At 71.1% G+C, this 20,840-nt stretch carries 22 protein-coding genes; 16 read left to right on the top strand and 6 right to left on the bottom strand.

Features of this window, described 5'->3' with window-relative positions:
* Position 1 precedes the first annotated feature (1 nt).
* The 4 genes from A1QA_RS15730 to A1QA_RS15250 are packed head-to-tail and all read left to right on the top strand — an operon-like array spanning position 2 to position 2,131.
* Complete coding sequence (locus A1QA_RS15730) at positions 2 to 532, top strand: DUF6301 family protein (RefSeq protein ID WP_154652222.1); 531 nt, start codon at positions 2 to 4, stop codon at positions 530 to 532.
* Complete coding sequence (locus A1QA_RS16450) at positions 529 to 1,065, top strand: DUF6301 family protein (protein ID WP_082181112.1); 537 nt, start codon at positions 529 to 531, stop codon at positions 1,063 to 1,065. Before A1QA_RS15730 ends, A1QA_RS16450 begins: the two co-directional genes overlap by 4 nt.
* Positions 1,062 to 1,598, top strand: a complete 537-nt coding sequence (locus A1QA_RS15255; protein ID WP_082181111.1) for a DUF6301 family protein — start codon at positions 1,062 to 1,064, stop codon at positions 1,596 to 1,598. The genes A1QA_RS16450 and A1QA_RS15255 overlap by 4 nt, the downstream gene beginning before the upstream one ends.
* Positions 1,595 to 2,131: a DUF6301 family protein gene (locus A1QA_RS15250; RefSeq protein ID WP_082181110.1), complete on the top strand. Its 537-nt coding sequence runs from the start codon at positions 1,595 to 1,597 to the stop codon at positions 2,129 to 2,131. The genes A1QA_RS15255 and A1QA_RS15250 overlap by 4 nt, the downstream gene beginning before the upstream one ends.
* An 18-nt stretch (positions 2,132 to 2,149) precedes the next feature.
* On the opposite strand, the gene A1QA_RS0103655 is transcribed toward A1QA_RS15250, so the two are convergent.
* The 4 genes from A1QA_RS0103655 to A1QA_RS0103640 form a co-directional block, all read right to left on the bottom strand.
* Positions 2,150 to 3,277 (bottom strand): App1 family protein, encoded by a 1,128-nt coding sequence (locus A1QA_RS0103655; RefSeq protein ID WP_017177572.1) that lies wholly within the window; start codon positions 3,275 to 3,277, stop codon positions 2,150 to 2,152.
* A gap of 274 nt (positions 3,278 to 3,551) precedes the next feature.
* The gene (locus tag A1QA_RS0103650) at positions 3,552 to 4,841 is read right to left on the bottom strand and encodes a glycosyltransferase 87 family protein (protein WP_017177571.1); all 1,290 of its coding nucleotides are present in this window, start codon (positions 4,839 to 4,841) and stop codon (positions 3,552 to 3,554) included.
* A complete protein-coding gene (locus tag A1QA_RS0103645) occupies positions 4,838 to 6,112 on the bottom strand; it encodes an MFS transporter (protein WP_017177570.1) in 1,275 nt (424 codons plus the stop codon). Before A1QA_RS0103645 ends, A1QA_RS0103650 begins: the two co-directional genes overlap by 4 nt.
* 60 nt (positions 6,113 to 6,172) lie before the next feature.
* Positions 6,173 to 7,282, bottom strand: coding sequence for a variant leucine-rich repeat-containing protein (locus A1QA_RS0103640; RefSeq protein ID WP_017177569.1), 1,110 nt, complete (start codon positions 7,280 to 7,282; stop codon positions 6,173 to 6,175).
* A gap of 177 nt (positions 7,283 to 7,459) precedes the next feature.
* On the opposite strand from A1QA_RS0103640, the gene A1QA_RS0103635 reads away from it, so the two are divergent.
* From A1QA_RS0103635 to A1QA_RS13275, 11 genes are all read left to right on the top strand, one after another.
* Positions 7,460 to 8,314 (top strand): PP2C family protein-serine/threonine phosphatase, encoded by an 855-nt coding sequence (locus A1QA_RS0103635; protein ID WP_017177568.1) that lies wholly within the window; start codon positions 7,460 to 7,462, stop codon positions 8,312 to 8,314.
* Positions 8,301 to 9,503 carry an FHA domain-containing protein gene (locus tag A1QA_RS14885; RefSeq protein WP_154652220.1) on the top strand — a complete coding sequence of 401 codons (1,203 nt, stop codon included), beginning with the start codon at positions 8,301 to 8,303 and terminating at the stop codon, positions 9,501 to 9,503. Before A1QA_RS0103635 ends, A1QA_RS14885 begins: the two co-directional genes overlap by 14 nt.
* Positions 9,504 to 9,519: 16 nt before the next feature.
* Positions 9,520 to 10,359, top strand: a complete 840-nt coding sequence (locus tag A1QA_RS0103625) for an FHA domain-containing protein (RefSeq protein WP_017177566.1) — start codon at positions 9,520 to 9,522, stop codon at positions 10,357 to 10,359.
* Positions 10,352 to 11,188, top strand: coding sequence for an LmeA family phospholipid-binding protein (locus A1QA_RS0103620; protein WP_017177565.1), 837 nt, complete (start codon positions 10,352 to 10,354; stop codon positions 11,186 to 11,188). The genes A1QA_RS0103625 and A1QA_RS0103620 overlap by 8 nt, the downstream gene beginning before the upstream one ends.
* Positions 11,189 to 11,205: 17 nt before the next feature.
* Positions 11,206 to 12,396 carry a hypothetical protein gene (locus tag A1QA_RS0103615; protein ID WP_017177564.1) on the top strand — a complete coding sequence of 397 codons (1,191 nt, stop codon included), beginning with the start codon at positions 11,206 to 11,208 and terminating at the stop codon, positions 12,394 to 12,396.
* Positions 12,397 to 12,662: 266 nt separating this feature from the next.
* On the top strand, positions 12,663 to 14,054 hold the full coding sequence (locus A1QA_RS13280; RefSeq protein ID WP_017177563.1) for an AAA family ATPase: 1,392 nt from the start codon (positions 12,663 to 12,665) through the stop codon (positions 14,052 to 14,054).
* Positions 14,051 to 15,130, top strand: coding sequence for a DUF58 domain-containing protein (locus tag A1QA_RS0103605; RefSeq protein WP_017177562.1), 1,080 nt, complete (start codon positions 14,051 to 14,053; stop codon positions 15,128 to 15,130). The genes A1QA_RS13280 and A1QA_RS0103605 overlap by 4 nt, the downstream gene beginning before the upstream one ends.
* Entirely contained in the window at positions 15,127 to 15,651 is a 525-nt protein-coding gene (locus tag A1QA_RS0103600; protein WP_017177561.1) for a hypothetical protein, read from the top strand. Before A1QA_RS0103605 ends, A1QA_RS0103600 begins: the two co-directional genes overlap by 4 nt.
* Positions 15,645 to 16,703: a vWA domain-containing protein gene (locus tag A1QA_RS0103595; protein ID WP_017177560.1), complete on the top strand. Its 1,059-nt coding sequence runs from the start codon at positions 15,645 to 15,647 to the stop codon at positions 16,701 to 16,703. The genes A1QA_RS0103600 and A1QA_RS0103595 overlap by 7 nt, the downstream gene beginning before the upstream one ends.
* The gene (locus tag A1QA_RS0103590) at positions 16,700 to 17,845 is read left to right on the top strand and encodes a VWA domain-containing protein (RefSeq protein WP_017177559.1); all 1,146 of its coding nucleotides are present in this window, start codon (positions 16,700 to 16,702) and stop codon (positions 17,843 to 17,845) included. The genes A1QA_RS0103595 and A1QA_RS0103590 overlap by 4 nt, the downstream gene beginning before the upstream one ends.
* The gene (locus tag A1QA_RS13275) at positions 17,845 to 18,678 is read left to right on the top strand and encodes a tetratricopeptide repeat protein (protein WP_017177558.1); all 834 of its coding nucleotides are present in this window, start codon (positions 17,845 to 17,847) and stop codon (positions 18,676 to 18,678) included. The genes A1QA_RS0103590 and A1QA_RS13275 overlap by 1 nt, the downstream gene beginning before the upstream one ends.
* Before the next feature lie 18 nt (positions 18,679 to 18,696).
* On the opposite strand, the gene A1QA_RS0103580 is transcribed toward A1QA_RS13275, so the two are convergent.
* Together A1QA_RS0103580 and A1QA_RS0103575 are read right to left on the bottom strand one after the other, a co-directional pair.
* Positions 18,697 to 19,374 (bottom strand): TetR/AcrR family transcriptional regulator, encoded by a 678-nt coding sequence (locus tag A1QA_RS0103580; RefSeq protein ID WP_017177557.1) that lies wholly within the window; start codon positions 19,372 to 19,374, stop codon positions 18,697 to 18,699.
* A gap of 14 nt (positions 19,375 to 19,388) precedes the next feature.
* Positions 19,389 to 19,940 (bottom strand): NUDIX domain-containing protein, encoded by a 552-nt coding sequence (locus tag A1QA_RS0103575; RefSeq protein WP_017177556.1) that lies wholly within the window; start codon positions 19,938 to 19,940, stop codon positions 19,389 to 19,391.
* A gap of 122 nt (positions 19,941 to 20,062) precedes the next feature.
* Between A1QA_RS0103575 and A1QA_RS0103570 the strand changes: the two genes are divergently transcribed.
* The gene (locus A1QA_RS0103570) at positions 20,063 to 20,803 is read left to right on the top strand and encodes a M50 family metallopeptidase (protein WP_244266055.1); all 741 of its coding nucleotides are present in this window, start codon (positions 20,063 to 20,065) and stop codon (positions 20,801 to 20,803) included.
* The last annotated feature ends 37 nt before the right edge of the window (positions 20,804 to 20,840 follow it).

Raw genomic sequence — 20,840 nt, 5'->3', positions numbered from 1 at the left:
AATGACTGAATTTCGCGTTCTCTCCGTGGCCGAGGCTGTGTCTTGGATTCGGGCGTGGACAGATCATAAGTGGCCGATGTCGATGGGCGAGGCGTTTGCGGTTCGCGATCAGCTTGGATGGCGACCCAGGCCGGATGATGGGTCTATATTTGCGACGCGACTGTCGCCCGAGGAAGATGGATATATCGGATTCCCGGATAAAAATGGCTGGATCGAAGGCGTAAGTTTTCCGTTGTCGTCCCGGGGATGTGAAGATGCGGCCTCCTGTGAACCGCTCTCAAGATCGACATACGAAGCCTATATTGAAAAGTTGTCAGCGTTATGGGGTCCCGGGGTCAAATGTGATTCTCCGAGCTATGGGATACGTCGACGCCGGTGGATCCATCCGAATGGACTCACTGTCAGTGTGTCAGGGCAGGATTCATTAATTCATGTCGAAATTGATTCGCCGGCAATTACTCAAATTCATCAAGTCGAAGAGTTCTACGAGGAGGAGGGCTACCTCACTCCCGGGACGTTTGATGTGCCATGACGGTTGAGTTTCGAGCGCTCCCTGTGCAGGAAGCGGTGAGCTGGATCCGGGCGTGGACTGACCGCGAGTGGCCGATGGGTATTCCGGAAGCTTTTGGAATACGAGATCGTCTTGCTTGGAGGCCCGCGTCGGACGATGGGACGCGATTTACCACGAAGTTGTCCGATGATGGCAGGGCAGACGGATTTATCGATGACGTTGATGAGCGTGGAAATGTCGAGGGAGTTAGGTTTCCTCTCTCGTCACGGGGGGGAGATGGGGAAGATGCGATCTGCGATCCTCTTGCGCGATCGGCTTACCGCGCCTATGTCGACGCGCTCTCCGAATTGTGGGGCGCGCCATCTGACAACACTCGAAACGCTCATACGGAGCATTCGTGGGTGCTGCCCAATGACGTGACGGTGAGACTTGGTGGGCTAAGCGCGCTAATTACAGTGGAAATTGGTTCGCCCTCGATCACTCAGTTGGATAGAGAGATTGCCTACTACGAGGAGAAGGGCTACCTCACTCCCGGGACGTTTGATGTGCCATGACGGTTGAGTTTCGAGTGCTTCCTGTCGCTGAAGCTGTCGCCTGGATCCGGGCGTGGACTGACCGCGAGTGGCCGATGGGTCTTCAGGAGGCTTTTGGCATACGGGATCGTCTTGGCTGGAGGCCCTCGCCGGGCGACGGAACGCTATTTACCACGAAGTTATCCGATGATGGCAGGGAAGACGGGTTTATCGATGACGTCGATGAGTATGGAAATATCGAGGGTGTTTGGTTTCCCCTCTCGTCACGGGGGGGAGATGGGGAAGATGCGACATGTGATCCTCTTGCACGATCGGCGTACCGCGCTTACGTCGGGGCGCTCTCCGAATTATGGGGCGCGCCGTCCGACAATACTCGAGATGATCATACGGAGCATTCTTGGGTGCTGCCCAATGATGTGACAGTGACCCTCGGGGGACTAAGCGCTCTAATTATCGCAGAAATTGACTCACCCTCGATCACTCAGTTGGATAGAGAGATTGCATACTACGAGGAGGAGGGCTACCTCACTCCCGGGACGTTTGATGTGCCATGACGGTTGAGTTTCGAGTGCTCCCTGTGCAGGAAGCGGTGAGCTGGATCCGGGCGTGGACTGACCGCGAGTGGCCGATGGGTCTTCAGGAGGCGTTTGGCATACGGGATCGTCTTGGTTGGAGGCCTGCGGTGGACGACGGGAGGTTTTTCACCACCAAGCTCTCCTGTGATGGCAGGGACGACGGATTTATTGACCGAGTTGACAAGTATGGGAATGTCAAGGGCGTGAGCATTCCCCTCTCGTCGCGGGGGGGAGATGGGGAAGATGCGATCTGCGATCCTCTTGCGCGATCGGCGTACCGGGCCTATGTCGGCGCGCTCTCCGAATTATGGGGCGCTCCGTCTGACAATACTCGAGATGATCATACGGAGCATTCGTGGGTGCTGCCCAATGATGTGACAGTGACCCTTGGGGGACTAAGTGCCCTAGTCATGGCAGAAATTGAGTCACCCTTCATCACCCAGTTGTATAGAGATCTCGCATACTACGAGGAGGAGGGCTACCTCACTCCCGGGACACTGGACGCGCCCTGACAGCGGGGAACTCGCGAATCAGGCCCTGCCGATGATCGAGGCGGGCAGGCGCGTGGCCAGCTCGAAGCCATTCGATCCCACCACCACCGGCACATCCGCCTCGGCCAAGGTGCGCGCGGCCGGCCCAATGCCCATGGGATGGGCCGTGATACCCCCGGCGAGCACCTGCTCGGTGGCGCTCAGTCGCCGGATCGCCACCGCGGCCACGCGGTCGGCGTGCTCCCGGGCTGCCTCTCCATAGATGAGCGGATCATGCTGGCCGTCGTCCCCCACGAGCAGCCAGCGCACCTGCGGAAGATCGATCATGAGGCGCCGCAGCTCCGTGCGCTTGTGCTCGATGCCACTGCGGAACCACCCCGTGTTCGTCGGACCCCAGTCGGTCATGAGCGCCGGCCCCTCCGGGAAGCCATGGCGGGAGAAGAACGCGCGCAGAGTCGGCATGACGTTCCACGCCCCCGTGGACAGGTAGAACACCGGGGCGCCCCCGTGCGCCTGCTGGACGCGCCGGTAGAGGCGGGCCATCCCGGGCACCGGCTCGCGCGCCGAGGAGTACTTCACCAACTGGTTCCACGCCGCCACGAGCATGCGCGGCACGTGCGAGATCATCGCCGTGTCATCGATATCCGAAATGATCCCGAGAGTCGGCTCCGGGCCCACCACGAGCACACGGGCCGTGGAGCTTCCCGCCCCCGCGGCGTCGATCACCGCGTCATGCCAGCCCGCGCCCAGGCCGTGCCCGCGCACGACGACGTCGATGTACCCCTCCCGGTCCGCCCGCGTGCGCACCCGGGCATCCCCCACGGTGATCGTCACCGGGAGGTGTGGCACCGGGGCGTCGATGAACAGGCGCCAGCCGCGCTGCGCGTCCGCCAAGGAGATGCGGGCGTTGTCGAGGACCTCAGCGGCCGAGGCCGGGCGCTTCTCCGGAAGCGAGCGGAACAGCGGGCCCTCGGTGGGAGCATCCGCCGGCCGCAGCACCATGCGCGCCAGCACCCGCGCCATATCGCCGCCGCCGGGCGCCGTCGCGCTCGATCCATAGCCGTCGTAGGCCACCACGCGCGGGCGCCAACCACGGCGCTTGAGCGTGGGGATGACGTCGCGGTGGAACTGGTCCTCCACGGCGCGGGCGATATCGAAGAGCGGCACCCGTTGATTTTACGGGTGCCGCCGCCCTCGGCGCGCGATCACGCCCCGAGCGCCGTCAGCGGGACGACGGCGACGTCAGTGGTCGCGGATGGTGCTGGGCGCGTCGGCTTCCGGCCTCCGCATCCCGGCAGGGTGTCAATTCTGCTGCCGTCGGCGTCCGGACCGCTTGAGAAGGCGATCGCGATCGTTGGAATCCCAACGATCCTCAACAGCGTGCGACAAGCGACCCCCGCTGACGGCAGCAGAATTGACATGCGCCCACGTCCGGGCGCACTCAAGGATGTTCAGCGCTCGGCGTGGTGCCCTCACCGCGCGGGGCGCGCAGCCACAGGAGCGCGCCGGCGGCGAGCGCCCACAGCGTGTAGGAGGAGCCCAGCGGACCGGCCCACCAGGGCCAGTCCTGCTCCACGTGGTTCTGCTCCGGGAACCACCACTGCATGGCCAGGGCGAAGACGAGTCCGCCGGCCGCCGTCGCCGTCATGAGCGACGGCGAGCACCAGCGCCACGAGGCCACGCCCAGGCCGATGAGCAGCGGCAGGCACCACACCCAGTGGTGCGACCAGCTGATGGGGGAGACCAGCAGCCCGCAGGTCATCACCACGCCGGTCTGGAGCAGCAGGGTGAGCCCATCGGTCCCAGCGGTCCCATCGGTCCCGCGGTCGCCGCGCCCCAGGCGCCTGGCCAGGAGTATCGAGCCGATGATCACCAGGAGCGCGAGCCCCGCCCACACCGGGCTCCACAGCCCTTCCGGCAGGCCACGGGCCACCAGGCCGCGCAGGCTCTGATTGCCCGAGAAGTCGGGCAGCCCCGCGCGCGAGGGGTCGAGCATCGCCTCGCCGAAGAACCGCGCGGACTCCTTGGGGGAGGCCGCCCAGGCGGCCGCCGTCAGGCCAGCGGCCGTGGCGACCATGGTGGCCGCGGCCCGCCACTCGCGGCGCACGAGGAAGACGAGGATGGCGATCGCCGGGGTGAGCTTGATCGCCGCTGCCACGGCGCTGCCCACGCCCCGCCAGCGCGAGCCGGCGGGCACCACGAGCAGGTCGAGCGCGACGAGCATCATGAGGATCGCGTTGATCTGCCCGTACTCCATGGTCTTGTCCAGCGGCTCGGCCACGAGGCAGCCAGCCAGGCCGAGCCAGACCCCGCCGCCCCAGGCAGCCCGGCCGCGCGCCCCCAGGCAGCGCAGGCCCGCCCAGGCGGTGACCGCCGCCGCCCAGGGCGTGACCGCCGTGAGCAGCACCTGCGCGGCGCGATCGGTGAGGAGCAGCAGCGGGGTGAGCACCCACGCGGCGAAGGGCGGGTAGGTGAAGGGCCACACCTTCTGCCCGGGGTTGGCGTACCAGTCGTAGAGGGAGCCGCCCGCGTGCCACTGCGCCACGGCGTGGTAGTAGATCCACGCGTCGAGCTTGAACGAGGGAACGAGGTTGTCCCACAACTGGTGGACGGGGATGAGGAGCAGTCCCAGGCAGCCCAGGATGAGGAGGGCGGGGGAGCGGAGTGCGGCGTCCAGCGCGCGCTGGTGCGAGACTCCCCTCGCCGTGGAGCCGTGCGGGGCTGAGGTCATGCGTGCTTCTCCAAATCGGTTCTCGCCTTGGCGGATCGCAGCGTCGGCAGCCCGACGATGGTAGCGAGGACTCCCATCCAGGCGAAGCCCGCCACGAGGAGATACCCGCCATGGGAACCGGTGCGGTCGATCGCGTAGCCCGCCACGAGAGAGCCCAGGGACACCCCCATGTTGAGCGCGGTGCCCACCCACGCCAGGCCCTCGGTCAACTGCGCGGGGGAGACAGTCACCTGGACGATGTTGTTGCCGATCGTCACCGTGGGGGCGATCGCCATCCCGGTGATGGCCATGACGACGGCGATCGACACCAGCCCCGGCATCATCGGCAGCGCCGAGCAGCCGACCGCCAGGCCCGTGACGCCCGCAAGGAGCTGCTTCCACAGCGGCCAGCCCCAGGCGCGCGCTCCGAAGGCCAGTGCGGCGCTGAGCGAGCCCACTGACCACGCGGCGAGCACGATGCCCGCCGCCGAGGGGTGCCCGAGCTCCTTCGCGATGGCGACGGCGGCGACGTCGTTCGCCCCGAACAAGCCGCCTGTGAACATGAACACAGCGATGACCACGAGGACCGCCCCGTGGCGCAGCACCGGGGTCTGAGAGGCCGTCGCGTCCGCGGCTCCCGCCGCGGCGCCACTGTTCCCGCTCTGCCCGCTCTGCCCGCGACGGGCGCGGGGATGGGCCGGGGGCTCCGTGGCCCTTTGGGACAGCAGCCAGGCCCCGCCGCCGGTCTGCAGCAGCGCGCATGCGATGACGCCCGAGGCGGCGGGCAGCGCCGGAGCGGTGCTCAGCGCCGTCGCCAGGGGCGGCCCGACGACGAAGGCGACCTCGTCGAGCGCCGCCTCCAGGGAGAAGGCCGTGTGGAGGTCCTGCGGGGTGGACAGGACGACGGTCCAGCGCGAGCGTGCCAGCGAGCCCATCGACCCGGTGAAGGCGCCCGCCACCGCCGCCAGGACGAGGGCCGCGGGCAGGGGAGCTCGCGTGGACAGGCAGGCGATGAGCGCCGCCAGCGCGCCCGCGGACACCGCCAGGGCCGGGCGCATGACGGCGGCCTGGCCCCGGGCGTCGACCTGCCGCGCCAGGAGCGGCGAGCCGATCGCCTGGGCGACGACGAGGGCCGCGCTGACGGCGCCCGCCGCTGAGTAGGAGCCGTAGACCTCCTGGACGGTGAGGATGAGGGAGATCCCCAGCATCGACATGGGGAATCGGGCGATGAGCGCCGCGCTGGAGAAGCGCAGGGCGCCGGGCTGGCGCAGGATCCGGCGGTAGGACGGCATGCGTGGATGGTAGACGCGGGCGCTCCACGCCAGTCCCGGCGGCGCGGCGCCGCCGCTGGCTCAGTTCTTCGAGGTGCTCTGGATGGTGTCGCGGGACATGGTGAAGCCCTTGCCGGTCACCTGGCTCCAGCAGGAGATCCCGGACTCCGAGGAGGTGCAGGCGTAGTCGCCGTGCTTCGCCGAGGCGCCGTAGTTGAGGGTGACGCCCCCGCCGGAGAAGGAGGTCGCGCAGTTCCCGGTGGCCTCCCCGCTCCCGATGGTCGCCGTGTAGGGCGATGAGGTGCAGCTTCCCTGGGAGAAGGTGTGCTCCTTGATGGTGCAGCTCGCGCCGGAGTCGGACAGGGTGCAGGAGATATTGCCCGAGGGCGCGGTGAAGGAGGCGAGCTCGTTGGCGTCCGATGGCGCCGGGAAGGCCTTCTTGCCCGTCGCGGTCGCCGAGGCGCTGGCCGACGGCCTCGAGGACGCGCCATCGGAGGCCCCGCCGGACGCCCCGCCGTCCTGCGTGGGCGCGGACTGGCTCGTCTGGCCCCCGTTCGTCCGGCTGGCCTTGGTGGCGTCATCGTCCTCGGCGAGGACCCAGAAGACGATCCCCCCGACGAGTGCGAGGACCACGACAGCCAGGAGCCACAGCATGATGTTGGAGCGCCGGTGGTCCTCGACGGGCTCTGGCTCCCCAACGGGGATCGAGGAGAGCGCATTCGGGTCATAGGGCTGCGCGTAGGGCTGCTGCCCCGCCGCGTACACGCCCTGCTGGTAGCCGGGCTGCTGGTAGGAGGGCTGGAAGGCCTGGGCGCCGGCCTGCTGCGCGGCCCAGGCGGGGTCCACCGGCGCTGTGGGCTGCGCCGGCTGCGTCGTCGGCGCGCCCTGGGTGGCGGTGGCGGGCGCGATCGCCCCGGGCATGACGCTCGTGCTCGGGCCGCTCGCGGCGGACGGGTCGATCGGGCTGATGGGGCTGACAGGGCTAGCGGTGCTGGTGCGGGAGGCCAGCGCGGCGTCGACGGCGGCGTCGCCCAGGGATCCCAGCCAGTTCAGCAGGTCCGGGTAGGTGTTCGGATTGCGCGCGACATACGGGCGCAGCCCCGGGTAGTTCTGAGCGAGCTCGTGCAATTCCGCCCAGGGGGTCGTGGGGTCCTGGGCGCGTGCGATGAGCTCGTCCTGAGCCTGAGACATGACGGTCCTTCAGCGGCGATCGAGGGCCGGGAGCCGCCGTGGGGAGGCTGGCATCCCGGAGTGCCGGGGGGCACTTGCGAGCGCGAGCCTACCTGAGAGACCCCTGATGACCATAGGGAGCGGCGGGGAACGGTATGGTCAGCCCCAGTGCGGGAACAAGGAGAGCAGGACCTACCGATGAGCGAGATCACTGATACGGTCGCCGAGGTGGCCGCGTCCCAGGTCCCCATCGTCGGCGCCGCCACCGACGTCGGCCGCCTGCGCACCGCCAATGAGGACGGCTACCTGGCCCTGGAGCCCGTGTACGTGGTCGTCGACGGCATGGGGGGCCACACCTCTGGGCGCCTGGCCGCCCGTACCGCCCTGGAGCGGATCTCCGCCCTCGCCGGGGCCATCATCAGCGATGCCGCCCAGGTCATCGAGGCCATCGAGGCGGCCGGGGAGGATGTGGACGCGCTGCCCTCCACCGGCTCGCACCGCCCCGGCGCCACCGTCGCCGGCGTCGCCCTGCTCCACCCCGACGGCATCCCCGCCTGGCTCGTCTTCAACCTGGGTGACGCGCGCGTCTACCTCCTGCGCGACGGCGAGCTGCACCAGGTGACCACCGATCACTCCAAGGTCCAGGAGCTCATCGAGTCCGGCGAGCTCAGCCGCGCCGAGGCCCGCGAGGACTTCCGCAAGAACATCGTCACCCGCGCCCTGGGCGGGGGGCTGTCGGGCCCCTTCACGCCGAGCGCGCGCCTCCTGCCCGCCACCGGGGGAGAGCGCTTCCTCGTGTGCTCCGATGGTCTGAGCGATGAGCTTGACGACGACGAGCTCGGCCTCATCCTGGGCGCCGGCCTCACCCCGCAGCGCACCGCCGAGGCCCTCGTGGCGGCCGCCCTGGAGAACGGGGGCCACGACAACGCCACGGCGCTGGTCATCGACCTCGTCGAGCGCCCCTCGCTCGTCGGCGTCGTCACAGCGCCCGAGCCCGATGAGGACTTCGGTGCCGAGCGGGCCGGGGGAGGTGCGCTCGATGCCTCCGGCTGATGAGCGATCGAGCCCCGGGGCCCGTCCGATCGAGGGCGGCGCGGAGGCCGAGCGCGGCGAGGTGATCGTCGGGATGCTCGGCACGGCCCTCCTCGTCCCCGGCACGGCTGAGCACGTGGCCGCGGCGGTCCTCGCCGCCCTGGGCGGCCCCGTGGTGCAGGGGGACGACGGCGCGGTCAAGGGCGCCGCCGCCCAGGCCGCCATCTCCACCGGGCCCGAGCCCCCCGACGCCGACGAGCCCGACCACCTCGCCGCTGATGATGCGGCCAGCGCCTCCACCCCTGATGAGCCGACCTCCGCCTGGGACGTGCTCGCCGAGCTCGACGACGAGGACCTGCCCGCCACCGGGGTCTGGGAGGAGCCCGAGGACGAGGACGCCGGGCTCGCGACCGCCGAGATGCCTGAGCTGGCCACGGGCCATGAGGACGAGTCGGGCAGTTACGACCTCCTCGCCTCCTTCCCCGAGCCCGAGCCCGGCTCGGGCCGGCGCCGCCATCGCGCCTCCTCGGTGCCCACCGCCGGCAGCGCCTCCGTCAGCGGCCCCAGCGGGGGGAGTCCGGGAAGCGCGCCGGCGGCCAACACCCTGCCCTCGGCCGCCGTCGCCGAGGCCCTGGCGACGGCGATGGTCGGCGACGCCCGTCCCATCCTCGCCCTGCTGCGCCTGTCCACGGGCCAGGACATCCTCGTCCGCGCTGGCGGCGAGGTCGTGGTCGGCCGGGCGCCCCAGTCGACCAGCACGCGGGCGGCGCTCGTCGTCGTCCCCTCCTCCTCCCACATGGTCTCCCGCTCCCACGTGCGGATCACCACAGCCGGCTCCTCCGTCCTCGCGCAGGATCTGGACTCCTCCAACGGCACGACCCTCAACCGGCCCGGCTGCCCGGCCGTCCTCATCGCCGCGGCACTGCCCACGCCCTTGAGCATGGGGGACACGCTCAGCATCGGCGACGGCATCACGCTCAGGCTCGTCCCCCCGTCGACGCCGCCGATCGCGCCGCCGCCCCCGCCCATGCCGGCGCCGCCAGCGATGGCTCCCCCGGCAGCGGCGCAGTCGGCGGCCGCCACGCAGATACCCCAGGCGCCCCAGGCGCAACCCATGCCGCCGCTTGTATCCTCGTCATCTCCGACTCCGTGGGCCCCGTCACAACCATCGCCGCCCTCGATCCATCCATTCCAGCACTACCAGCAGTAAGCAAAGGATTCTCCCCATGACCAGCGACGCAACGTGGACGGAATCACTGCCCTCCGTCGACCCCGACCGCCCCGAGGAGCTCGTGCTCGACTTCTCCGGCGAGGTGCACAGGATCGGCCCGGACGAGACCTTCGTCATCGGCCGCGGCGGGGACCTCGACATCGATGACAACCCCTACCTCCACCGGCGCTTCATCGTCCTCGCCCGCGAGAACGGCCTGTGGTGGATCGCCAACGAGGGCTCGCGCCTGTCCGCCACCCTCACCGACGGCGACGGGCTCGTCCAATCCCGCCTCGCCCCCGGCGCGCGCATGCCCCTGGTCTTCCCGCGGATCATCCTCACCTTCTCCGCTGGCCCCACCACCTATGAGATCGACCTCATCACCGCTGGCGAGGACCATTTCGCGGGGATCGACGGCGCCCGGCAGTCCACCGGCCAGACGACGATCGGCGTCACCCCGATGACCCGCTCCCAGCTCCTGCTCATCCTCGCCCTGTCAGAGCCGGTGCTGCGGCGCGCGGGCACTGGCGCCGCCGAGATCCCCTCCTCGCAGGCCGCCGCCGCGCGCCTGGGCTGGCCGATCACCAAGTTCAACCGCAAGCTCGACAACGTCTGCGAGAAGCTCGACCGCGTCGGCGTGCGGGGGCTGCGCGGGGGGCGCGCCGAGGGCGCCGCCTCCAACCGCCGCACCGCGCTCGTCGAGCACGCCGTCTCCACGCTCATGGTCACCGCCGAGGACCTCCCCATGCTCGACGACGAGCTGGCCGCCAACCGCGCCGCCGCCGTCGCCCCCGTGACCACCGCTCCGACGAAGGTCGACGGCGCCGCGAAGGGGGCGGGAGCCGACCGTGGCTGAGACCTCCTCGCTCGCGTCGTCCCTGACACCCTCCCCCTCCTCGTCCTCCTCAGCCGCCCCCGGCCCCGCGCCGCGCCGCCGGGCACTGGCCATCACGGCGGTCTGCCTCGTCGCGCTGCTCGCCGTCGGGAACTTCGTGGCGCGGCCCGCCCTGGACTCCTACCTCTCTGGGCGCGTGGCATCCGCCATCCGCCAGGCGCTCCCCGGCCTGGACAAGGGCGCCTCCATCACCACCGGGGACGACCTCGTCCTCCAGCTCATGCAAGGCCGGGTCGACTCGATCGCCATCGACGCCTCCCGGCTCGACCTCCCGGTGAAGGCGGACACTGCCAGCACTCTGAGTGTCAACGACGTCCACGTGGACCTGACCGGCGTGAGCACCTCCCGCCCGCATCGCGCCAGCAGCGTGCGCGCCATGGGGATCATCGACTGGCAGGGCGCCACCGACCTCGTCACCACCGCCAACATCAACCCCGCCGACGTGACGGTCGACGTCGTGCGCCCGGGCACGGACACGGACCCCGGAAGCGCCCGGGCCTCCGGCGTCGGCTACGGCTCCGCCTTCGAGATCGTGTTCGAGCCGAGGGTCAGGGACGATGGCGGCCTGAGCATCACCGTCAGCTCGGCGAAAGCGGACGGGGTCGAGGTGCCCATTGACGGTCCCGACTCCGAGGGCGGCAGGATTCTCTCGCTGCTGGGCATCCCGATCGACGGCGCCGAGATCACCGCCGACCAACTGCCCCAGGGCTTGAGGATCGACCAGGTCATGGTCACCGACAACGGCCTCAAGATCTCCCTCACAGGCAGCGACGTGACGATGAGCGAATGAGGCGAGCAGGAGCGGGCATGACCGACGAGGACCGGGACGACCACAAGGATCACAGGGAGCACAGGGGCGTCATCAGCACGTGGATCCCTGAGGATCCTGACGGCGCTCACGGCGCGGACGGGGCCATGGCTCCCGACGTCGATGACGCTGAGGATCCCGGCGAGGCCGAGCAGGCCACTGGGGCTGAGCTGGCGGGCGACGGCGCGGGGGCCGAGGCGCCCGAGGAGGGGACTGGGGAAGAAGCTCCGACCCCAGAGGCGCTGGACGGCGCCGACGAGGAGCCCCGGCGCCGCTTCCTGACCTGGCGGCGGGGGATCGCCGTCGTCGTCATCCTGGCGGCGCTGGCGGGCCTGGCCGCCGTCGGGGCGGAGCACCACGCGCGCCGCGAGGTCACCTCCCAGGTGCTCGGCTCCGTCCACGGGTTCTCCTCGGACGCCCGTCTGAGCTTCAACGGGCTCGTCCTGCCGCAGGTCATGCGCGGTGAGCTCGACGAGCTCAGTATCACCGCCTCCACCTTCACCATCCAGCGCGGCGGGGCCGCCGCTCCCCAGACCACGGCGCCTGCCCCGCAGCCGACGCCCGAGCCGACACCCGAGGAGAAGGGCCTGTTCAGCGGGCTCGTCGATCTCATCACCGGCGCTCAGGAATGCACCACTCCCGCGGCCGGGGACCCGGCCGCGATCCAGAGCGCGCAGCTGAGCAACCCTGTCCTCACCGTTGAGGGGCTGAGCACGTCGGGCGCGCACCGCGCGAGTCATGTCGCCCTCAGCGGAACACTGTCGTGGGCCGAGCTCGACCGCATGACGGGGCTCGTCGTCCTCGGCGTCTCCTCCCCGTCCTCATCAGCCCTCCAGCCCGCCACGGCCGACTCTCCCGGCACGGCGCTGCTCAGCGGGACGGTCTGCGGCCAGAGCGTGGGCGTCAACCTGGAGCCGGCCGTCACCGAGGCGGGTGGCGCGAGCCTGACCATCACGAGCGTCTCGTGGGCGGGCAGGGAGATCCCCGCCGATCAGAGCTTCGGCGGCAAGACGGCGCTGGAGTGGCTGGGGATGAGCACGTCGTCGATCGAGCTGCCGGTCGATGCCCTCCCGGCCGGGTACCGGGTCACCAGCGCCCAGGTGGGCACCGACGGCATCGACCTGCGCATCGAGGCCTCCGACATCGACCTCTCCGCCCCCGCCCCCGCCTCTTCATCCTCCCCCTCATAGCCCCTCCCTATATCCGAGACCGGGCGAACAGCACCGCGAAACCGGGCGGTTATCCACAGGCTCAGTCGTCCCCGGAACAGTCAGTGCCTCTGTGGTTCCTTCAGAACCGGTCTCGGCGTGCTGTTCGCCCGGTCTCGCGGGGAAAGAACGCCTGGGTGGGGCGGGAATGTGGGTGAGGATACCCATCGCCGGAGGTATCGCCCCCGCGCGGCTCCGTTATAGCCTGCCTGCGGCAGAGCGCCGACCACCACCTCATGAGGAGACCGATGAGCACCGACCCCGCGCAGCACCGACAGCCCGCTGCTCCTGCCATGGGCGGGCCGTTCCGGGGCGCCGTGCCCCCCGTCGACGGCGCGGCCGCCGGTGCCACTGGATCCGCTGCCACGCCGGTCCCCCACCAGGCCGCTCAGCCCGGCGCCATCCCAGCCGTCCCGCCGATGCCCCAGGCGCCGTCGCAGGCCCCGCAGGCGGGGCAGCCCCAGCAGTCCCCGCAGCCCCAGCAGGCCCCGCCCTCCATCGCCCCCGGCTCGCGCCGCGACATCCGCCCCGCCCCCGGCGAGATCCCGCAGTCGGGCACTGTCCCCACCGTCCCCCGCGAGCACGCCTACCCCGCGCCCACCGGCCCCCTGCCCACGCGCGAGGCCCTGCGGGCCGAGGCCGCCCGCTCCTCCCGCTCCCGCCACCCCGAGGAGGACGTGGAGCGCGCCGAGGCCCTCATCAAGCGCATCCACCAGGTCTTCGAGCAGCGCCTCGTCGGCCAGGAGCGGCTGCGCCTCGCGCTCATCTCCACGCTCATCGCGGGCGGCCACATCCTCCTGGAGTCGGTGCCCGGCCTGGCCAAGACCACCGCCGCGCAGACCCTCGCCTCGGCGGTCTCCGGCTCCTTCACGCGCATCCAGTGCACCCCGGACCTCATGCCCAACGACATCGTCGGCACCCAGGTCCTCCAGTACCAGACCGGCGAGATGACCACTCAGCTCGGCCCGGTCCACGCCAACATCGTCCTGCTCGACGAGATCAACCGCTCCAGCGCCAAGACCCAGTCAGCCATGCTCGAGGCGATGCAGGAGCGCCAGACCTCCATCGGCGGCGTCGTCTACCCGCTGCCCCACCCCTTCATGGTGCTCGCCACCCAGAACCCCATCGAGGAGGAGGGCACCTACGTCCTGCCCGAGGCCCAGATGGACCGCTTCCTCATGAAGGACGTCCTGAGCTACCCCAAGCCCACCGAGGAGGTCGACGTCCTGGACAAGATCTCCAAGGGCGCCTTCGAGGAGCCGCTGCGCGCCGAGCCGATCAGCACCGACGACGTCGAGTGGCTCCAGGGCGCCGTCGAGCGCGTCTACGTCGACCCCGTCATCAAGCAGTACATCGTCGCCGTCATCAACACCTCCCGCGGCGGCGGCCCGCGCCCCGTGCCGGGCCTGGAGCGCCACGTGCGCGTCGGCGGCTCGCCGCGAGGCTCGATCGCCCTCATGCGGGTCTCCCAGGCCCTCGCGCTGCAGGCGGGCCGGACCTACGTCACCCCCGACGACGTCGGCCTGCTCCGCCACGCCGTCCTGCGCCACCGCCTCGTGCTCACCTATGACGCCCTCGCCGATGACATCGCCCCCGAGGCGATCATCGACGCGGTCTTCGCGGCGGTCCCAACGCCGTGAGCCGTCAGTCCGCTCCGAGCGCCGTCGAACTGCCGGCGGAGCCCACGCAGCGCGGCTCGCGCCTGGCCCGCGTGCGGGGGCGCCTGTCCCTGCCCACGCTGCGCCGCGCGACCGGCCTGCTCGACGGCCGGCACAAGTCCGTCCTCCTCGGCCACGGCCAGGACTTCGACGACCTGTCCGCCTACCGCCCCGGCGACGACGTGAGCGACATCGACTGGAAGGCCTCGGCGCGCATCGGCCAGCCCGTCATCAAGCGATACCAGCGCGAGTCCAACCTGCCTCTCGTCCTGGCCATCGACACCGGCCGGACCATGGCCGCCCAGGCCCCCAGCGGCGAGGACAAGCGCGAGCTCGCCCTCGCCGTCGCCGAGGTCATGGCCTACCTCGCCCGCCTGCGCGGCGACTCGGTCGCCCTCGTGGCCGGGGACGCCTCCCGGATGGTCTCCCGGCCGCCCCGGGCGGGCGCCGAGCACGCCGAGACGATCCTGTCGCTCGTCGCCCGGCAGTACTCCGCCCTCACCACCGGCCCCGATGGCTCGAACAACTCCGACGGCGGCACCGGCGCCGCCGCGAGGGCCGGCCAGGTGCGGGTCGGCCAGGTCTCGCCCCGGCGGGCCAGCGGCGCCGCCATCGGCGAGCTGGCGCCCGGCGCCCCCGCCTCCGACCTGCCCGGCCTGCTCGGCAAGGTCATCAGCCTCCACGGGCGCCGCAGCCTCGTCGTCCTCCTGACTGACACCTCCCACCCGGACGTCACCGCCCACGACCAGCTCCGCAGGCTGTCGGCGCAGCACGAGCTCGTCGTCATCCACATCGCCGACGACGCCCCCATCACCGGTGATCCCGGCGCGGTCCGCGACGTCGAGATGGCGGAGGACCTGCCTGCCTTCCTGCGCTACGACACCGCCCTGGGGGCGCAGCTCGCCCGCGCCGACGCCGCCCGGCGGGCCAGCGTCACGGCGCTGCTGGACTCACGGCGCATCGAGCACGCCGTCGTCGCCTCCGATGAGACCCTCGTCGACTCCATCGCCGAGGTCCTGGGCCGCCAGCGCCTCGCCACGGCCCGAAGGAGGCGATGAAAGTGGAGCTCAGCCCCCCGCAGCTCATGCCCACCTGGATGGCGGTCACCGCCGTCGTCATCCTCCTCCTCGCCGTCGCCGGATTGCTCTGGTCATTCCTGAGCCACCGGGTCCGCGACGGCTACATCAGCGACATCCCCATGGCCCCTGGGGAGCGCCGGCGCTGGATGAGGCTCGTCGAGCGCGCCGCGAAGAAGTACGACGCCGGCCAGATCGACCTGCGCGTCCTGCACCTGGAGCTGGCCTCGGCGCTGCGGGGCTTCGGCTCCGAGCGCAGCGGCGAGGACCTGACCACCGCCACCGTCACGGAGATCATGGACATGTCCGCCTCGACCGAGTCCGAGGACATCGCCACCCGGCTCGAGCGCGCCCGGACCGCCTCCCAGCCCCTGGACACCGATCCCCTGGGGCACGTCGGCGAGCTCCTGGCGATCTGGGAGCAGCCCTCCTTCGACCGCGACTCCGACGCCGCCGCCGCCCAGGCCATCGAGCACGCGAGGGAGGTGGTCTCCCGATGGTGATGCCCTGGCTCCCCTGGTTCCTCATCGGCGCCGCCGCGCTCATCGTCGGCATCGCCGCGCTGCGCGCCGCCCGCAGGGGCGACCGCGCCCCGGGCGGCCCGACGCGCCGCGTCGCCAACGCGATGCCCCTGCTGCGCTCGCCCGCCGTCCTGCGCCGCCTGCGCCGCCGCCGCGCCCTCCACGCCCTCCTGGGCGCGCTCATCATCGTGGCCCTGGCCTCCTCGGCCTTCCTCGCCGGCCGCCCCGTGAACAAGGACGTGCGCAACGACGCCCTGGCCAGCCGCGACATCGTCCTGTGCCTGGACGTCTCGGGCTCCATGCTCGGGCTGGACTCCCAGGTGCTGGACACCTACACCGAGCTCATCGACTCCTTCAACGGGGAGCGGGTGGCCCTTATCGCCTGGAACACGACGGCGCAGACGATGGTGCCCCTCACCGACGACTACGAGACGCTCAAGACCGAGATGGGCAAGATCACGGACCTCCTGGACTCCGCATCCTCCAGCCTCTCCTCGGCGCGCAGCCGCTACCTGCGCATGTTCTCCGGCACGATGTCGGAGAACCTCGACGCCTCCTCGCTGGCCGGGGACGGCCTGGCCTCCTGCACGCAGGCCTTCGACAACTCCGGTGCCGCCAGCGCCGATGAGCGCCCCCGCTCCATCATCCTGGCCACCGACAACCTCGTCTTCGACGACGCCAATGTCCAGATCTACTCCCTGCCCGAGGCCGCCGAGCTCGCCACGAGCAAGAAGATCCGCCTGTTCTCCATCTACGGCTACGACGACGAGCTCGACTATGGCGACGTCGCGGGCCAGGTCGAGTCGGCCCGCGCCGAGCTCGAGAAGGCGACCGAGGACAACGGCGGCAAGTTCTACCAGGTGGGGGACTCCGGCACCGCCGGGCGGATCGTCAAGGAGCTGGAGAAGACCCAGGCCCAGGAGTACAGCGCTGACAATGAGGTGCGCCTGACGGACACCCCGCGGGCGGGCGCCGTCTGGCTGGTGCTGGCCGCCGGCTCCCTGCTGCTCATCGCCGCCTGGAGGCGCGCATGACACTCCACCCCCTGCTCGGATGGCCCCTCACCATCCTCGTCGCGCTCATCGGCCTCGGCGCCATCGTCCTCAACTGGTGGCGCCTGCGCCCGGCCCGGCCGCGCCCGGCCGCCCCGTCGTCCCCCTACGGCACGCAGGGCGCGGGCCTGCCCCCGCTGGGGACCAGCACCACCAGCGAGGCGCCCGCGCGCCGCCCGCTGTCGCGCTCGGCGCGCCTCGTCATCGCCCGCCGGGCACTGCTCGTCGTCACGCTCGTGCTCATGCTCGCGGGCCCCAGCACCTACGAGTACGACCAGCGGGTATCCTCCACCACCGAGGTCTACCTCGTCGTCGACCGCACCGGCTCGATGGCCGCTGAGGACTGGGCCGGGGGCTCGGGCACCCGGCTCGACGGCGCGCGCGCGGACCTGGAGGCGATCCGCAAGGCCCTGCCCGAGGCCCGCTTCTCCATCCTCGCCCTCGACTCCACGGCGGCCAGGGAGATGCCGCTGAGCACGGACACCACGGCCGTCGACTCCTGGATCGCGACGCTCCACCAGGAGGTGACGAGCCGGTCCACGGGCTCCTCCCTCGAGCGCATGCTCCCACTGCTCTCCGCCACCCTCACCGAGGCCAAGCAGGCCGCCCCGCAGGACGCCCGCATCGTCTACATCCTCTCCGACGGCGAGGCCACCGACGACGGCGCCGGCGCCAAGGACGCCGCGTCGCAGGGCCTGGCCTGGAAGGACCTCGCCCCCCTCGTCGACGGCGGCGCGGTGCTCGGCTACGGCACCACCGAGGGCGGGAAGATGCGCGAGTACGACGGCAGTACCACCCCCGCGGACCAGATGCCCTACATCAAGGAGCAGGGGCAGACCGCCGACGCCGTCTCCGTCCCGGACACCCAGGAGCTGCAGACGGTGGCGACGGACCTCGGCCTGTCCTACTACCAGCGCGACGGCGAGGGCGACGACCCGACGAGCGCCTTCACGAGCATCGACATCGAGCAGATCCTCTCCGACGGCCACCACGGCAAGCGCTCCAGCCGCTACCTCACCTGGCCCCTGGCGCTCGTCGCCTTCGCGCTCATGACGTGGGAGGGCGTGGCGCTCGTGAGATCCGATATCGAGGTGCGCCGCCTGGCGCGGGCAGGAGGCCGCTGATGAGAGCGCGCACGCCGATGCCGCGGCGCCGCCGCCTGCTGATCGGGCTCAGCCTCAGCTCGATCCTGCTCATCGTGGGCCTGTGGTTCGCCGCGGTGTCCACGGGCACCACGCTGGCCAACCGCTCCCTGTACGCGGGCGACTACTCCACCGCCGTGGACCGCTACCGCATGGTGCGCACGATCAACCCGTGGGTGCAGGCGTGGCGGGTGCGCTACAACCTGGGCACCGCCGAACTGCTCGCGGGGGACTACAACGCCTCCATCGCCGACCTGGAGTCCTCCCTGCCCGATGCCCCCCAGGAGGTCATCGACGTCGCCTACGACACCGAGGGCAATGTCATCCGTGAGCGCACGGGCGTGTGCATGACGCGGGTCAACCTCTTCGTGGCGCATATGGCCCTGGCGGGGCAGGCGCAGGAGTCGGGGGACACCCAGGCGGCCGAGGCGCAGGTGGCAGCCGCGAAGGAGGCCGCGGGCGACTGCGAGGTGCCCCCCGTCCAGTCCCCGCAGCCCCGGCCGACGACGCCGCCCACCCAGACCCCGACGCCGACCCCCTCACCCACTCAGACGCCGAGCCCAGGGGCCTCCGACTCGCCGTCGCCGGGCGCCTCGCAGAGCCCCAGTGGCGATCCGACCGCCTCGGGTTCCTCGTCGCCGACGCCGAATCCGACCGCCTCCGGGTCGGGCCAGCCCACTCCAGGGGAGAGCGGCTCGCCCAGCCCGACGCCCACCGAGGGCCAGGAGAAGGAGAAGAGGCTCCAGCGCCGCAACCAGGGCAGTGAGGGCCCCACTGGGGGAGTGGATGGCGGGGGAGCCAAGCGCCGCTGGTGAACCGCCGGGCCGGGGCCCTCAGCCAGCGGCGGCGCGCCCGCGCCGCGCCGGCTCATCCTCTGTGGCGTGGGTGCGGCGGATGCTGGGAACCGCGTGGTCCGGGATCCGCGCCCCGACGGCGCGCAGCACGAAGACGTCCAGGGCCTCAAGGTAGGCGGCCCGCTCCGCCGGATCCTGCGGAGTGGGGCGCCCGCCCATGACGCAGGCGTTGAGCAGGGGGATGAGCATCGCCGGGTCCTGCCGGGGGATGAGGCCCGCGTCCATGGCGTCGGTGAGGATCGAGGCGAGCATCTGGCTGATGAGGCTGCCGTGGGAGCGCAGCCGCCCGGCCGTGCCGCGCGAGACCGAGCTCGACAGTGGGCCGGTGGACGGGAAATGGAAGTGGCGCTTGAGGAGGGCCTGCTGGCGCACGTACACGCGCAGACGGTCGATGGGGTCCTCGATCCCGGCCAGGGCGGCTGACAGCTCCTCGGAGTAGCGGACTACCTCGTGCTCCATGAAGGCAAGGAGCAGGTCCTCCTTGTCGGCGAAGTGGTTGTAGACCGCTGTTCGGCCCACCCCGGCGTGCGCGGCGACGTCCGAGAGCGTGATCTTCTCGAAGGACCGCTGGCTCATGAGCATGGACAGGGAATCGAAAAGCGCGCCCCGCGTGCGTTCCCGGTGCTCGGCGAGGCTGCTTCCCATGATCTTCGGCATGAGGCCAGCCTAACTCATAAACTGACATCACGAAGATCGATGTCAGAAAATGCAGGTCGTCTGATGTGTCGGCTCTCGATCATCGCGCGGACCTCGCGCAGGATCGGCAGATCGGCGGGCAGCCAGGGGAGAGCGTCGAGGTCCTCCAGTCCCACCCAGTCCAGCGACTGGTGCGACTGCCCGCATCGAGGCGGTCGGCCGCCGTCGGGCTCGGCGAGCCAGACCCGCATCCGGTGACCGTTCATCGCCGCCCACGCCGGGGCGTCGTCCCCCGGGCGCTCCGGCATGGCCGGAGGAGGAGACACTGCCAGCCTTGCGGGCGGGACGACCTCGGCTCCCAGGCGCGCCGATGCCCCGATCTCCTCGGTCAGCTCCCGGGCGAGCGCCGCCACCGGCTCCTCCCCGTCCTCCACCTTGCCGCCCGGCAGCTCGTACTGGCCCACATGCTCGGGAGGGTAGGAGCGCGCGGCGCAGAGCAACGACGCCGGGCGGGCGAGGGAGTCCAGGATCGCGGCGGCGACGACGAGGCGGCCAGGAGGCGGGACGCGGCGTGCGGGAGCGCTCATGCGCCGACTGTAGATCCCCCACCCTGCCTGGGGTGCCGCCCGGCCCTGCTCTGCCCGGCCCTGCTCTGCCCCGCCGATGAGCGCACAGGGCGCGCATAGCCCTATGGGGCACAATCCCACCCGTGACTATCAGTGGGTTCCTCATGGACGCCGTCGACCGGATCCTCCCCTCCACCGCGCCCGACCCGGCGGCGATATGGCCGGGGATCCTCCTGCTCGTCGTCGTCCTGGCCATGCCGACGGCGCGGCGCTGGGGGCGCGCGGCGGTGACCGTTATCCATGAGGCTGGGCATGCCGGTGTCGGCATCCTCGTCGGCCGGCGCTTCGAGGGCTTCACCGTGGACGCCCGGCTCGGGGGCCGCGCGGTCACCAGCGGCCGCAGCCGGGGACCGGGGAGGATCGCCACCGCGTGGGCGGGCTACCCGGCGCCCGCGCTCATCGGCTGCCTCCTCGTGCAGGCGGCACTGGGCGGCTGGGTCGGCCCGATCCTCACCCTCGCCCTCATCGCCGAGCTCGTGCTGCTCATCAAGTCCCGCTCGGCGCGCACCCTCGGGCTCGTCCTCCTCGTCATCGCCGCCACCGCCGCCCTGTGGTGGGCGGGCTCCAGCGTCATGTGGGTGGGCCCGCTGGCCCTCGCCCCGCGCGACGCCCTCACCGCGGGGGCCGGACTGGTCCTCCTCCTGGGCGCCTGGGACGCGCTGCACGACGTCGCCGCGAGCCACGACCCCCACCAGGACCACGGCTCGCTGGCCGGGCTCACGGGCCTGCCCGGCTGGTTCTGGCTGGGAACCTGGTTTCTGGTGATCGCCGCCGCCACGGCGTGGTCGGCCTGGAGCCTCGCCCGCAGTGCCGGATGGGTGTAGCGGGCTCGTCGGTGTGATCGGCCTGGTGGGAGCTGGA

Origin of the sequence: Actinomyces timonensis DSM 23838, assembly GCF_000295095.1 — a bacterium.
GTDB lineage: Bacteria > Actinomycetota > Actinomycetes > Actinomycetales > Actinomycetaceae > Actinomyces > Actinomyces timonensis.
The sequence above is the reverse complement of the archived record's forward strand: the minus strand, read 5'-3'. Positions and strand labels throughout refer to the sequence as shown.